Source organism: Streptosporangium sp. 'caverna' (assembly GCF_003203775.1).
Taxonomy (GTDB): Bacteria; Actinomycetota; Actinomycetes; order Streptosporangiales; family Streptosporangiaceae; genus Streptosporangium; species Streptosporangium subroseum.
This window is the reverse complement of the sequence record NZ_CP029711.1, coordinates 1,979,192-1,993,453: the sequence shown is the minus strand read 5'-3', so window position 1 is coordinate 1,993,453 and position 14,262 is coordinate 1,979,192. Positions and strand designations below refer to the sequence as shown.

Annotated in this window: 7 protein-coding genes; 1 reads left to right on the top strand and 6 read right to left on the bottom strand. The window is 70.0% G+C overall.

Going from position 1 to position 14,262, the window contains the following annotated elements:
• Positions 1-240 precede the first annotated feature (240 nt).
• Entirely contained in the window at positions 241-1,740 is a 1,500-nt protein-coding gene (locus DKM19_RS08885) for an NAD(P)-binding domain-containing protein (RefSeq protein ID WP_110695287.1), read from the top strand.
• 55 nt (positions 1,741-1,795) lie between these two features.
• On the opposite strand, the gene DKM19_RS08880 is transcribed toward DKM19_RS08885, so the two are convergent.
• Genes DKM19_RS08880 through DKM19_RS08850 form a run of 6 tightly spaced genes read right to left on the bottom strand, consistent with a single transcriptional unit; the run spans position 1,796 to position 13,920 of the window.
• The gene (locus DKM19_RS08880; RefSeq protein WP_110695286.1) at positions 1,796-7,318 is read right to left on the bottom strand and encodes a non-ribosomal peptide synthetase/MFS transporter; all 5,523 of its coding nucleotides are present in this window, start codon (positions 7,316-7,318) and stop codon (positions 1,796-1,798) included.
• Positions 7,315-8,799: a 2-oxo acid dehydrogenase subunit E2 gene (locus DKM19_RS50535; protein ID WP_204358714.1), complete on the bottom strand. Its 1,485-nt coding sequence runs from the start codon at positions 8,797-8,799 to the stop codon at positions 7,315-7,317. Before DKM19_RS50535 ends, DKM19_RS08880 begins: the two co-directional genes overlap by 4 nt.
• Positions 8,792-9,775 carry an alpha-ketoacid dehydrogenase subunit beta gene (locus tag DKM19_RS08865; RefSeq protein ID WP_110695285.1) on the bottom strand — a complete coding sequence of 328 codons (984 nt, stop codon included), beginning with the start codon at positions 9,773-9,775 and terminating at the stop codon, positions 8,792-8,794. The genes DKM19_RS50535 and DKM19_RS08865 overlap by 8 nt, the downstream gene beginning before the upstream one ends.
• On the bottom strand, positions 9,766-10,689 hold the full coding sequence (locus tag DKM19_RS08860) for a thiamine pyrophosphate-dependent dehydrogenase E1 component subunit alpha (protein ID WP_110695284.1): 924 nt from the start codon (positions 10,687-10,689) through the stop codon (positions 9,766-9,768). The genes DKM19_RS08865 and DKM19_RS08860 overlap by 10 nt, the downstream gene beginning before the upstream one ends.
• The gene (locus DKM19_RS08855; RefSeq protein ID WP_110695283.1) at positions 10,682-12,325 is read right to left on the bottom strand and encodes a condensation domain-containing protein; all 1,644 of its coding nucleotides are present in this window, start codon (positions 12,323-12,325) and stop codon (positions 10,682-10,684) included. Before DKM19_RS08855 ends, DKM19_RS08860 begins: the two co-directional genes overlap by 8 nt.
• Positions 12,325-13,920, bottom strand: coding sequence for a class I adenylate-forming enzyme family protein (locus DKM19_RS08850; protein WP_239514155.1), 1,596 nt, complete (start codon positions 13,918-13,920; stop codon positions 12,325-12,327). Before DKM19_RS08850 ends, DKM19_RS08855 begins: the two co-directional genes overlap by 1 nt.
• Positions 13,921-14,262 lie beyond the last annotated feature (342 nt).

Below are 14,262 nucleotides of genomic sequence, written 5' to 3'. Positions count from 1 at the left end.
GCTGACGACGCCGTCCCGGAGACATTGGAAGGACCTCTGGACCTCCGCTCGTCGCCGGTTTCGCGCGGCCGAATATATGCCTCCGTCTTCCCGAATCCCGTCCGGGTCTCCTACCGTGGACCTCCGGGGCACAGCTTGTGGATCACTGAGATGTGAACGGAGGTTCGGCGCGCAGGCGGATGGCCGACAGCTGTGGATGGGTATCTCCAGAAAAGCGCGCATCTCCCCAGGAGGTTCTCCGTGATCCAGGAGCATCGTTATGTCGTGGTCGGCGCGGGTCCGGCCGGGTTGCAGATCGGCTACTTCCTGCAGGAGCGGGGTGCCGACTATCTGGTCGTGGAGCGGAAGCATTCCGCCGGAGACTTCTTCAGCCGGTTCCCCCGGCACCGCAGGCTGATCTCGCTCAACAAGGTGCACACCCTGTCGGACGACCCGGAGATCCGGCTCCGCTGGGACTGGAACTCACTGCTGAGCGACGACCCGTCGCTGCTGTTCCCGCAGTACAGCGACGACTACTTCCCCTCCCCCGACGACCTGCGACGCTATCTTCACGACTTCCACACCACCCACGACCTGCGAATCGCCTTCGGTGTCGGGGTCGAACGGGTGGTCAAGGAGGAGGACGGGTTCCGGCTGGAGACGGCCGCCGGCCCCGAGCTCCGGGCCGAGTGCCTGATCTGGGCGGGCGGATGGGGCGCGCCAAACATTCCCGACATCCCCGGCATCGAGTACGCCGAGGGGTACGAGGACATGAGCGTCGACCCCGAGCAGTTCCGCGGCAAGAGGGTGCTGATCCTCGGCAAGGGCAACTCCGCGTTCGAGACGGCCCACGAGCTCATCGGTCACGCGTCGATGATCCACCTGGCCAGCCCCCGGCCGGTCCAGCTGGCCTGGAACACCCGGCGCCCCGGGGACGTGCACGGCATGTACGGCGCGCTGTTCGACAGCTACCAGTTCAAGGCGCTCCACGCGGTGCTGGACTGCACGGTCGACCGGATCGCGTTCGACGGTGAGACCTACACCGTCGACATCACCTACAGCCACGCCGACGGCGAGACCGCGACGCTGGAATACGACGCCGTCCTGCGCTGCACCGGCTTCCGGATGCACACCGAGATGTTCGCCGACGGCCTGAAGATGGCCCCCTGCGGGAAGTTGCCCGAGATACGGGCGGACTGGGAGTCGGCCAACCTCGACAACCTCTACTTCGCGGGCACGTTGATGCAGGCCCGCGATCTGAAGCGGGCGTCCTCCGCGTTCATCGAGGGCTTCCGCTACAACCTGCGGACGATGGATCGCCTGCTCGCCGAGCGCTACGACGGCATACGGCTCCCGCACGCCACCGTCTCCCTCGACGAGCTGACCGGGTCGATCCTCGACCGGCTCAACAGGAGTTCGGCCCTGTGGACCCAGTGCCAGTATCTGATCGACGCGCTGGTGGTCACCGACGGAGGGGTCGAACGCTACGAGGAGCTGCCCGAGGACTACGCGGTCGAGCGCTTCGGAGACGTGATCACTGTGGGCCTGCGCTGGGGTGAGAACACGTATCCGGCCGGACCCCACCCGGTGCCGTCAAGGGCGGCCGAGAGCGCCTTCATCCACCCGGTGATCCGCGTCTTCAGAGACGGCGTGCTCACCGAGGAGCTGCATCTCCTTGAGGACCTCCTCGCCGAGTGGCGCCACCCCGACCGGCACGTGGCACCGCTGGAGGAGTTCCTGCGGCGGTTGCTGCCCCGCTGAGAAACTCCTCCCGGCCGCACCGCCGAGGTCCTCGCCCGGTGCGGCCGCGGTGAGGTCAGCTCCGGACGGCGACCGCCTCGGCGAGCGGTTCGCGGGGCTCCTGTTCGAGGCGCTTCTGGATGGTCTGGAAACCGACCAGGTCATCCGGGAGCGCGTCCGGCACGTCCACGTCGAACCGCGACAGCGTCCGGGTCCGCATGGCGACCAGCGCCGTGACGGCGATGGCGACCGCGAACAGGACGTACATCAGGCCGACGCCCCGTCCCTCCCCCGTTCCGAGCACGAGGCCGACGGTGCCGGCGAGGGGGCCGTCCGGCGCGAGCAGCGGCTCGAACAGCGCGCTGCCGTACGGAGCGACCAGCCCGAAGCCGATCGGCAGGGTGGACCAGGCGACCAGGGTGTTGAGCGCGATGACCCGGCCGTGGAAGCGCTGGGGCACCTTGACCTGGACGATCGTGGCGTAGACGCCGTTGAGCATGGTCAGCCAGAACGACATCCCGAAGGCGCCGATCGCGATCAGGAGCAGGTTCTGCTGGAGGCCCGTGATCAGGCAGAAAACGCTGAGGAGGAGGGTGGAGATCATGACGCCGTGCAGTCGCCGGCGCCGGGGCCCGCCCCAGACGGTCATGGCGAGGCCGCCGAGGAAGACTCCGAGACCTCCGGCGAACGCGATCCTGCCGACGTCCTCCAGCGTGGCGAAGCCCAGGACCAGCGGCGAGATGAGCAGGAACAGCGGGGACAGGAAGATGTTCAGCACCGCGAAGAAGAACAGCATGCCGCGGAAGCCCCGGTTGCCCCAGGAGAACTTCCAGCCCTCGACCATCTCGGCGACCAGGGTCTCCCTGCGCTTCCACCCCATGCTCTTCGGGAAGCGGACGAAGAGCAGCACGATGATCGCGAAGGCGTAGGAGCCGACGTCCAGGGCGAGGATGCCCTCCAGCCCGATCGTCGCCATCAGACCGACCGCGATCAGCGGGACGACCAGCTGGGCGGTGCCGGTGACCATCTGCACCACCCCGTTGGCGTGACCGAGGAAACGCTTGGGGACCAGCTGCGGGAGGGAGGAGTTGTAGGCGAGGCGCTGGAAGGTCAGCGCGACCGACAGCAGGACCAGAAGCGGGTAGATGTGCCAGGTCTGGAGATTTCCGGTCCACAGCAGGACCCCGAGGCACAGCTGGGTGCCGAACGCGCCGATGTCCCCGGCGAGCATGACCCTGCGCCGGTCGTAGCGGTCGACGAGGGCGCCCGCGATGGGGGACACCAGCATGCCGGGGACCAGCGCGAGGACCGAGAACAGGGCGAACCTGGCGAGCGAGCCGGTGTTGATGTAGATCCACAGCGGGACGGCGAACTCGGTCAGCGACGACCCGATGATCGAGACGAGCTGTCCCGCCGCCACGGTGGCGAACCGTTTCATGCTCGGCTGTGGACCGGACCGCGCCGCCGTATCCGGAGCGGAGGCGGGTCGCGTGAGCGCGGACGGCGCAGGCGCCGATCGCGCGGGCACGGGGTGGGCGGAGCCGCCCTGTACGGAACGGTTCTGGGTGGAGACGCCTTCGAGCCACCAGGTGGACCGTTCGGTGCGGCCCAGCCCGGCGGTGTCGCCGGAGGCGATGGCCAGATGGGTGCCGGTGACGATGGTGGCGAGTTCCCCGGCCCGATACTTCAGGAAGAAGTGGCCCGCCTCGTCCAGCACGACCACGGCGGTGGAGTCCGCCAGGAGATGCCACTCGCGGTAGCGCTCCTGGTAGAACTCGGTGGCCGGATCACGGTCGCCCGCCACGGAGATGATCGGCGCCTTGAGCGGTTCGATCCCCTCCTCGAAGAGGCGGGTGAAGTAGCGTTCCGCCTCCTTCGTGCCCTTGCGGCGGTTGTCGATCATCAATGCGAGCTGGTCTCGTTCGAGGTCCTCCACGTCGAGGCCGGCGGCCTGCAGGGCGTTGGCCCAGATCTGGTCGCTGCGGAGGCGGTCGGTCAGGTTCGAGAGCCAGGTCAGCACCGAGGCGGGCCGGGCGAAGGGGAAGATGCCACCGAGATAGATGGCCTCGACCGGACGGCCCGCCGCCTCAAGCCGGCGGGCGATCTCCACGGTCAGCATGACGCCGAGCCCGCAGTGCCCGTACAGCGCGAGCGGACCCTTGATCCCCTGCAGGATCTCCTCCACGCAGCCCTGCGCGACCTCGGCCACGGGCCGGGTCTCCTCGATCAGCCCCATCTCCTGGCCGGGGACGGCGACCGCGTGCAGCGCCCAGCCCGCGGGCATGGTGTCGGCCAGCGGCTGGTAGATGGCCGCGCTGCCGCCGCCGTACGGCACGCAGACCAGGGTCGAGGTGGCGGTGCGCGCCGGGGTGAGCCGGTGCAGGAACATGCGCGGCCCGTTGTCGCCCGTCTCGATGAGCTCCGCGAGCTCGCGGACGGTCTTCTGCTTGAACAGGTCCAGGATGGTCACCTGGCGCCCGCCCGCGGGGATGATTTTCCGCATGCGGGCGACGACCTGGGCGGCGAGCAGCGAATGTCCGCCCAGGTCGAAGAAGTCGTCCAGGACGCCGACCTGGGCAAGATCGAGCACCTTCGCCCACACCGCCGCGATCGCCTCTTCGAGCGGCGTCCCCGGCGGGACGAATCCGGCCTGCTGGTCCGGCCGCTCCTCGTCGGGCTCGGGCAGCCTGGCCCGGTCGACCTTGCCGTGCGACTTCAGGGGCAGCTCGTCCAGCCAGACGAACCGTCCGGGGATCATGTATTCGGGAAGCCGTTCGCCGAGCCGCGTCCGCAGCTCGCTCACGCTGATCCGGTCTCCGACCAGATATCCGATCAGCCGGTCCTTGCGTAGCTCGACGACGGCGTACGCGATCCCGGGCTGGTCGGTGAGCACCGACTCGATCTCCGGCAGCTCCACCCGGTAGCCCCTGACCTTCACCTGAAGGTCCCTGCGGCCGAGGAAGCACAGGTCGCCGGAGGGCAGCCAGCGGCCGAGGTCGCCGGTCCTGTACATGCGCGCGCCGGGCTCGCCGTACGGGTCGGGCAGGAACCTGTCGGCCGTCAGTCCGGGCCGGCCGAGGTATCCCCGGGCGAGCCGGTCACCACCGAGGTAGATCTCGCCGGTCATGCCGGGCGGGACCAGCCGCAGGTGCTCGTCCAGCACGTAGACCCCGGCTCCGGGCAGCGGCCTGCCGATCGGCAGGTTCAGCGCCCGTTCCTCCTCCCCCGTGACGGCATAGGTGGAGATGCCGACCGTGGCCTCGGTGGGGCCGTAGTGGTTGACCACCGTGGTGTGCGCGGCCAGCTCCCTGGCCCAGCTCCAGGTGGACGCCTCGCCGCCGAGGATGAGGAGCTTGCGCGGGAGCAGCTCGGCCGCGTCCACCCCGGTGAGCAGCGAGGCGAGGTGGGACGGGGTCATCTTCAGGTAGTCGGTACGGCTCAGCTGCCCGGCGAGCTCCTCGGCCGGGGTCTGCGGATCGACCAGGTGCAGCTCGCCGCCGGTCAGGAGCGACAGGTAGAAGATCGTCACCCCGAAGTCGAACGAGAGCGACTGCAGCAGCGTGTAGACCGCCGCGGGCTCGACCTCGAACCGCTCCCTGACCCCGGCCAGGTAGTTCAGCACCTGCCGGTGCTGCACCCCGACGCCCTTCGGCCGCCCGGTCGTGCCCGAGGTGTAGATCACGTACGCCAGGTGGTCGGGGGAGACCTCGGGGCGCTCGAACCCGGTCTCGTCCAGCGCCTCGGAGTCCAGGCAGATCACCGGCGCGTCGGGGACCAGGTCGCGCAGGGCGGAGGTGGTGAGGACGGCGACGGCTCCCGCGTCGCCGAGCATGTACGCCAGGCGGTCGCGGGGCTGCTTGGGATCGAGGGGCACGTAGGCGCCACCGGCCTTCATGACGCCGATGACGGCCGCCGCGAGGTCGGTCGACTGCTCCAGGAAGACGCCGACCCTGGTGTCGGGGCCCACGCCGTACCGGTTCCTCAGCAGGGCGGCGATCCGGGTGGAGCGCTCGTCGAGCTCGGCGTACGTCAGCGAGCCGCCGCGCGCCGTGGACGCCGTACCGGAGCTCACGGAGCCGCCGCGCACCGCGTCCGGGGCCGCCGCGTCACCGCAGACCACGGCCGTCGCACCGGGGGTCAGCGCGGCCTGGGCGGTGACGAGGTCGTGGAGCAGATCGTGGCCGGCCGGCTGGGGGGCGAGACCGGCGCCGAAGCCCAGGACCAGGTCCCGCTCGTCGCCGGACATCAGCGACAGCTCTCCCACCCGCGTCTGCGGAGCCGCCACGATCGAGCGCAGCAGCGTCTCGAACCGGGACGCCAGCAGCTCCACGGTCTCCCGGTCGAACAGGGCGGTGCTGTAGGTGATGTCGCCGAACAGCCCGTCCGGGCTCTCGAACAGATACAGGCCGAGGTCGTGGCGGGTGGTCCTGGCCGGGAGCGCGAGGTAGGACACGCGCCCGTCCTCTTCGCCCGCCTTGAAGTTCTGCAGTGCGAACATGACCTGCGCGAGCGGGGAGCGGCTCACGTCGCGGACCACGTTCAGCTCGCCGACCAGCTGGTCGAACGGGAGCTCCCGGTGCGCGAGGGCGTCCAGCGCGGCCTCGCGCGTGCGGGCCAGGAACGTGTCGAACGACGGGTCGTCCGCCAGGTCCGCGCGCATGACCAGCGTGTTGACGAACATGCCGACGACACCGTCCAGCTCGGGCAGCCCCCGGCCCGCGGTCGGGGATCCGACCGCGAAGTCCTGTTGCCCCGAGTAGCGGGCCAGCAGGACCTGGAAGGCGGCCATCAACGTCATGTACGGCGTGGCACCGGCCGTCGCGCCCAGCTCGGTCAGCCGCCGGGTGAGGTCGGCGTCGAGGTGGACGCCGACGGCGGCCCCCTCGTGGCGCTGCTCTGCGGGGCGAGGCCGGTCGGTGGGCAGTTCGAGGGCGGGCAGCCCGGCGAGCCGGTCACGCCAGTAGTCGAGCTCCCGGCGGTGGTCACGGCCCCGCTGCCAGATGGCGTAGTCGCCGTAGCCGACCGGGGCGGGCGGCGGGGTCCTGCCGTCGTGCAGGGCGAGCAGCTCGCGGATGATCACATCGCTGGACCAGCCGTCGGTGACGCTGTGATGGGCGGCGATGAGGAGCACGTGGTCGTCGGGCGCGAGCCGTACCAGCACCGTCCGGAAGAGCGGGCCCCGCTCCAGGTCGAACGGGGTGGCGAGGTCCGCGTCGAGCAGCTCGGTCACGGCGTCCAGGTCCGGCGCCTCGGTGACGCGGAACTCGGCGGGCCGGGGCTCGTCGATGACAAGCTCGGGGGTGCCGTCCTCGGTGGTGAGAAACCGCATCCGCAGGGCCTCGTGGCGCTTGACGATCTCGTCCAGCGCCCGGCGCAGCGCGTCGGCGTCCAGGTCTCCGCGCAGACGCACCGCGACGGGAACCGTGTAGGTGGTGGTGCCCGGCCGATACTGCTCCATGAACCACAGGCGTTCCTGGGCGTGGGACAGGGGCGGGGTCGTGCCGGGGTCCCGGACCGTGATGGCCTGGGACTCGCCCCGGCGCCGGAGTCGCTGCGCGAGCAGTGCCCGCTTGGCGTCCGAGAGGGTTGTCTCCGTCATGACTTCAGCTCGATCCGGAGTGCGGCGAGGAAGCGCGAGGCGTCCCTGCCATTGATCAGTCGGTGGTCGTAGGCGAGGCCGATGTTCGCGACGGTCCTCGCCGTCACGGCGCCGTCCTCGCCGAGGACGAGCTCCTGCTGCGGCGAGGTGATCGCGAGCGCGCAGACCGTCCCGGGGAAGATGAAGGGGATCGCGAGGATGACGTCGGCGTCGGTGTGCAGGGTGACGGCGATGTTGGCGCCGGCGAGGTCCTTCTCCCGGAAGTCGCCCTCGGTGGCGGCCAGCCGGTAGCGCATGAGCGTGTCGGCGATGCTCCGGAGCGATCCGGTGTCATGGACGGCCGGCACGTAGAGACCCTCGCCCATGTCGAACGTGACGCCGACGCGCGGAGCCTCCGCGGGCCGCGCCACCTCCCCGTCGATCGAGGCGAAGAACAGCGGGAACGCCGGGTGCAGCCCGGCCACGGCCTGGACGAACAGCTCCGCGAGCCCGACCGGCCTGCGAACCTCCCTGGTCAGTCCCCTGGCTCGTTCCAGCAACGGCCCGACCTCGAATTTCATCACCGTGTAGGCGGCGGGAATCGTGTCGTGCGAGACGGTGACGGCGCGCGCGACGGCTCGCTGCACCCTGGAGAGCCGGTGCGTACCCGCCGCGTCACCGGCGGCGGCCGGGGCTTCGGTGCGGGTGATGGCCGGGACGTGGGTGCGGCGATGGGGAACCGGCCGCCGAGATCGGACGACCGGGGCTTCGGCACGGCCGGCGGCGGGGGATCCGGTGTGACCGGCTCCGGTGCGGCGGGCCGCCAGGGCTTCCACATCGGAGCGGCGGATGACGCGCAGGCCCAGGGCCACGACCTCGTCGTGGGAGACGCCGAGCTCCTCCATGGCCGCGCGGGCGAGGTCGGTGACAACGGGCTGAACGGCCGGCTGGACGTCCGGCCGAACAGCCGGCCGAACGGTCGGCTGGGTGTCCGGTGCGGTGGTCTTGGAGGTCCCGCTCTCGGGAACCGCGCCCTGAGGAACCGCGGCCCCGAGGACCCCGGCCTCAGAGACCGTGCGCTCAGCGATCGCGGCATCGAGGATCGTGTTCTCGGGAACCGCGCGCTCGGGAACCGCGGCCCCGAGGACCGTGCCCTGGGGAACCGCAGCCCCGGGAACCGTGCTCGCGGGAACCGTGCTCTCCGGTGCGGCGAGGCTCGTGGCGGCCGATCCGGCTGCCGGGACTTCGGGGAAGGCGAGCGCCGGGGTCGCCTCGGAGGTGACGCGGGCCAGGACCGCGCCGGGAGCGATCCAGGTGTTGAGCGCGGCGGCGTGGTGGAGGTAGCCGGACTCCTCCGCCTCCAGTTCGTCCGCCGCCTTGGAGGTCTCCAGGACGGCGACCGGGTCTCCTGCGCCGACGGACATGCCGTCCTCGACGAGCCACTGAACGATCAGATACTCGGTGTCGTTGTTGTTGAGCTTGGGGACGCGGATGTCAGCCACGCAGGGCCTCCCGTACGGCGTGGTGAATCGTGGACTCCCCCACCAGCACCTGACTTTCGAGGTGCGCGGCGGTGGGGATCACCTCGGCCCGGGAGTGGACGAGGCGGACGGGCCGGCGCAGGCGGTCCCAGAGGCGGTCGTGGAGGAGGTGCGCGACCTCGCTGCCCCAGGTGCCGCCGGCGGTGCTCTCCTCGGCGACCAGGACGACGTCCCCGAGGAACGGCAGCAGCTTCTCGACGTCCAGCGGGTAGAGCCGGGAGGGCACCAGCAGGCGGCAGGAGATCTCCTGCTCCACCAGCAGGGAGCGCATCGCGGCCAGGGCCCGGTGTGCCATCCCGCCGGGAGCGATGATCACGCAGTCGGGGTAGTCGTCCGAGTCGTGGAGCTCGACCACGGCCAGGTCGTCGTCACCGCGCACCTGGAACAGCGGGTCCACCAGGTCCATCTGCCGGGTGTAGAGGACCTTGTCCTCGAAGAACACACACGGCTCGCCCCGCTCCAGCATCGCCGCGAACACCGCGCGGTTGTCGTGGAAGGGCGACATCTCGTACAGCGACAGCCCCGGCATGCCGACGAAGTGCTTCTGCAGGCTCTGGCTGTGCGTGGGACCGTAGCCCCGGCCGCCGCCGGTCGGGCAGCGCACCACCATCCGCAGCGGCAGCCGCCTGCCGTACATCGACACCGACTTGCTCGCGAAGTTGCAGAGCTGGTCGAAGGCGAGTGCCACGAAGTCGCCGAACATGATCTCGGCCACCGCCGTGTTGCCGGTCAGCGCCAGTCCCGCCGCGACGCCGGTCAGGGCGCCCTCGCTGATCGGGGTGCCGATCACGCGGCCGGGGAAACGGGTGGACAGGCCCTTGGTGACCTTGAAGGCGCCGCCGTACGGGTCGAGGATGTCCTCGCCGAGCATGTAGGCGGTGGGGTCGTCGTCCAGCAACCCGTGCAGGGCCGCGTTGAGGTTCTCGGCTACGCGCACGATTCCTCCCGGCGGGAGAGCGGGCGCGCGGCGACCTCTTCGGCGATGCCCTGGACCTGGGCTTTCACCGTGCCGTCGAGCCGGTGGAACTGCTCGGGGTGGTCGTGGGCGTAACGGCCGTACCAGTCGTTGTCCCTGGCGGCCTGTATCGCGCCGGCCGGGCGGACGTCGTCGCCCTTGCTGTGCGGGCCGAGCCGGTGGGTCACGAACTCGACCACCAGCGGCCGGCCCTCCCGCACCTCCGCGACGAGGGGTTCGAGCGAGAGCCGGATGTCGTTGACGTCGGTGGAGACGACCAGGTGGTGCCGGATGCCGAACGCCGCCGCCCGGCCGGCCACCGTACCCGCCATCTGCGACGTGGTCGGCGTGGACTGGGCGATGCCGTTGTTCTCCACCACGACCAGCAGCGGAAGCTGCCAGAGCGCGGCGAGGTTCAGCGCCTCGTAGACCGCGCCCTCGCCCCAGGTGCCGTCGCCGATGTAGACGCAGGCGATCGCGCCGGGCTCGGCCCGTTTGAGGTGGAGCGCGACCCCGGCGGCGACCGGCATGCTCTCCCCCTGCACGCCGGTGGACAGGTAGCGGTCCCGGTGGATGTGCTGGCTGCCGCCGACGCCGCCGCAGACCGCGCCCTCCCTGCCCATGATCTCCGCGAGCAGCCCGTGCGGGTCGCGGAACCTGGACAGGTAGTGGCCGTGGCCGCGGTGGTTGCTGAAGACGTGGTCGTCCTCGCCGAGCAGCGGGCGCAGCGCGACCGGGACGTATTCCTGGCCGAGGCAGGTGTGCGTGGTGCCGTTGAGATCGCCCCTGCCGTACAGATCCAGGAGCTTGAGCTCGAAATGCCGGACGAGCAGCAGGAGTTCCAGGTCGTCGTCTCCGAGACGGGAGAGACGGAGCCCGTCGAGGATCTCAGTCACCGTCGGTGCCGGTGAGGTCGTTGCCGGTCTCGTCGGCGAGGGACTCCACGACCCCGGCGATCGTCGGGTTGTCGAAGAAGTCGTCCAGCGAGACCTCGACGTCCAGGCGCTTGCGCATGCGGGCGATGATCTGGGTGATGGTCAGGGAGTGACCGCCCAGATCGAAGATGTCGTCATGGTCCTCGATCGGCGAGATGCCCAGGACTTCCTCCCAGATCTCACGTACCTGGTCGGTCAGCGTGGTGACGGAAGCCATCTCGTTCTCCAGAAGTTCGTTCAGTCGCTGGTCGGGATCGTGAATAGCGCGTTCCAGAAGGAGACACAGGTCGGTCGCCACCCTGTCGGCGCCGGGAACGGCCTCCGGGTCGTGGCGCAGGCCGACCTCCAGCCCGCCGGGGCCGTCGACGCACTGCAGGTGCAGCGCGCCGCGGACCGCGTGGTTGGAGACCGTCCACTCCACCGAGGCGTCGAGCCCGGTGAAGACCGGGTCGGGGTCGTGGCGGGTGCGGTAGCTGACGGAGACGGGGACCAGCGCGGCGTGCGGCCGGATGCGGGGCATCGCGCGAGACAGCGGCACCTGCCGGAACCGGTAGACCTCGCGGAGTTCGGCGCGGAGGGTGGTGGCGAACGCGCGGAAGGTCGTCTCGGGGGACGGGCTGGAGGCGACGGGCAGCTCGTTGACGAACAGGCCGATGTGGCCCGCCGCCTCGGAGGGCCGGGTGGAAAGATCGACGGCGGTGGTCACCTCGGCGTTGCCGTATCCGAGAAGGCAGACGTGCAGCGCGGCCAGCAGCACCTCGAACCGGGTCAGTCCGGGGATCGACGGGTCGGCGGTGAACCGCACCACCCGGCCCTCGCCCGCCCGCCGCGACCGCAGCGACTGTCCGAGTACGAGGGTCTCGCCCGGATCGCGCCACCTGGGCTTCCAGAACTCCCTGGCGGCCGGGAGCATGGAGGCCACCCGGTCGCGCTCGGCCCTGCCGTGGTCGACGGCGGGCAGCGGGGGTGGCGGCTCACCGTTGTAGAGGGCGGCGAGGTCGCGTACCAGGATGTCCTTGGACTGGCCGTCGAAGACCAGGTGATGCGCGACGAAGAGGAGCAGGTGCCGTTCCGGGCCGGCCTCGAAGAGGGTGAACCTGGCCAGCGGGCCCTTCTCCAGGTCGAACTCGCGCAGGATCTCCTCCCGCACGGCCGCGTGCACTCCCTGCTCCGCCGCCGCGCGCACGTCCTGTTCCACGGCCTGCGCGCCCTGTTCCACCGCGTGCACGTCCTGTTCCACGGCCTGCGTACCCTGTTCCACCGCTTGCACGTCCTGCGCCGCACGCATGTCCTGCGCCGTGTGCATGCCCGCCGCGTGCACGTCCTGCGCCGACGCATGCCGTACGGGAACCTGGGCGCCGGGCACCAGCCGCAGCCCGTTGTCCACCTCCGTCACCACGCTGCCCAGCATCGGGTGCCGGTCCACCACCGCCGCGCAGGCCGCCAGCAGCGCGCCGACGTCCAGCTCGCCGTTCAGGTGGACGATGAGCGGCATGTGGTAGGCGGTCCCCACGCTCACGTTCTGCTCGGTGACCCACATTCCCTGCTGGGTGAAGGTGACCTCCGCTCCCTGTCCGGCGAACGCGGCCTCGGCCATCACGCGTTCTCCGTCGCCCGGCGCAGGGCCCGCTTGTCGACCTTGCCTCCGTCGTTGCGGGGCAGGGTGTCGACCGTGACGACGTGCGCGGGCAGCTCGTACGAGGCCAGCCGGTCCATGAGGAAGAGCCGCAGTTCCTCGGGCGCGAGCGGAACCCTGGTGACCAGGGCGACGGAGACGACCGTTCCGAGCACGGGGTGCGGAACCCCGAACGCCGCGGCCTCGATCACGGCCGGGTGCTGGTAGACGGCTTCCTCGACGTGGATCGTGGAGACCTTGTAGGCGCCGGACTTCACCACGTCGCTCTCGCGGTCGACGAGATAGAGGTAGCCCTCGGCGTCGATGCGGCCCAGGTCGCCCATGCGCACCCAGCCGTTGCGGAAGGTCCCGCTCTCCGGATCGCCGTAGTAGGCGCGCGGCGCCGCCGGGGACCGCATCCAGACCTCGCCGGTCTCCCCCGCGGCCAGCGGCTCGCCCTCGGCGGTGGCGATCCTGACCCGTCCCCCGGCCACCGGACGGCCGACGCTTCCCGGCCGGTCCGGATCGAACATCATGATCGTCTGAGCCGGGGCGGCCTCGGTCGAGGTGTAGTAGTTGGTGATCGTCGCGTTGGGGAAGGCCTTGGTCAGCGCCTGGGCGACGGCGGAGGGCAGGGGCGCGGCGGCCGAGCCGAGCAGCAGGACGTCGGACAGGTCGTGCCGCTCCCCCACGCCCGCCTTCATCAGCTCGATGGCCATCGCGGGGACGAGGAAGACCGTTCCCGCGCGGTAGGACTCGATCAGCGCGGCGAATCGGCTGGGAGTGAAGCGCGGCAGCGTCACCACGGCCGGGTGCGCGTCGAGCGCGTTGATCAGCATCGTCTGCCCGGCGTTGGTGCCGATCGGGAAGGCGTGGACGAGGTGCGTGGAATGCGCGAACGGACGGCGCTTGGCACCGCAGCCGTAGGCCAGATTGGCATGAGTGGCCGAGACCCCTTTGGGACGGCCCGTGGTGCCCGAGGTGTAGAGGATCTGCGCGAGATCTCCGGGCTCGGGATCCTTGAGGTGCGCGGACTCGACGTCCCCTAGGTCTCCGAATCTGAAACTTACATGCCGCTCGGATTCGGCCGTGGAGCCTCCGAACCCGGAATCCGTGGACCGCTCGGACCCGGAAACCGTGAGATCCCCGGGTTCGGGAGGCGTTGGATCGGCCGTCTCATAGGACGTTTCGGCATGCAGACCGGCGACCGTCGCGCTCCAGCCGATCTCGGGCACGGTGAGCCCGCCGGCGTGGATCACTCCGGTCGCGCGGCAGTTTTCCAGCATGAAGCGCAGGTCAGCGGTGGAGAGGCGATCCGACAGCGGTACGGCCACGGCTCCCGACGTCAGCACCCCGCAGAACGCCACGGCGTAGTCCACCCAGTCCGCGCCTCCGAACACCAGGCCCACTCGGTCGCCTCTGGTCACACCGCGCGCGACCAGGCTGTTGGCGAGCGCGGTGGATCGCTCATGCCATTGGCCGTAAGTGAGTGGCACCGAACCGTGAACGATCAGCGCGACCCCGTCGGGGTCGGTGAGGGCTCGGTCTCTGAGCAACTGGGGGACGGTCAGGTTCACCAAGTGAACCTCCATAAAGGTCGGATGTATATGAGCTCAACACGTACAAGCGGTAGAGTCATAACAGGAAACAATCTTTACTATTTTAGACCAAGGTTCAGTCTTACATGATCGCCTTGGCCTCGCAAGCCCCTCGCAGAGGCATGAAAGGGCGGCGAAACCACTGGTTGGACCGGTCTTGCGCCCCCGGCGCGGAGGTGTAACACTGACCCCTCAGTGCACTAACTGGAAGGTTTCTTTCCAGAAACAACCCTTCCAAATCCCTGCTTGATTCGGCGAAGCTGACGCAGAACGGATTTTCACGCACCGGCTTTCGCCGTCATTTCGCAAATAACGAGCCCG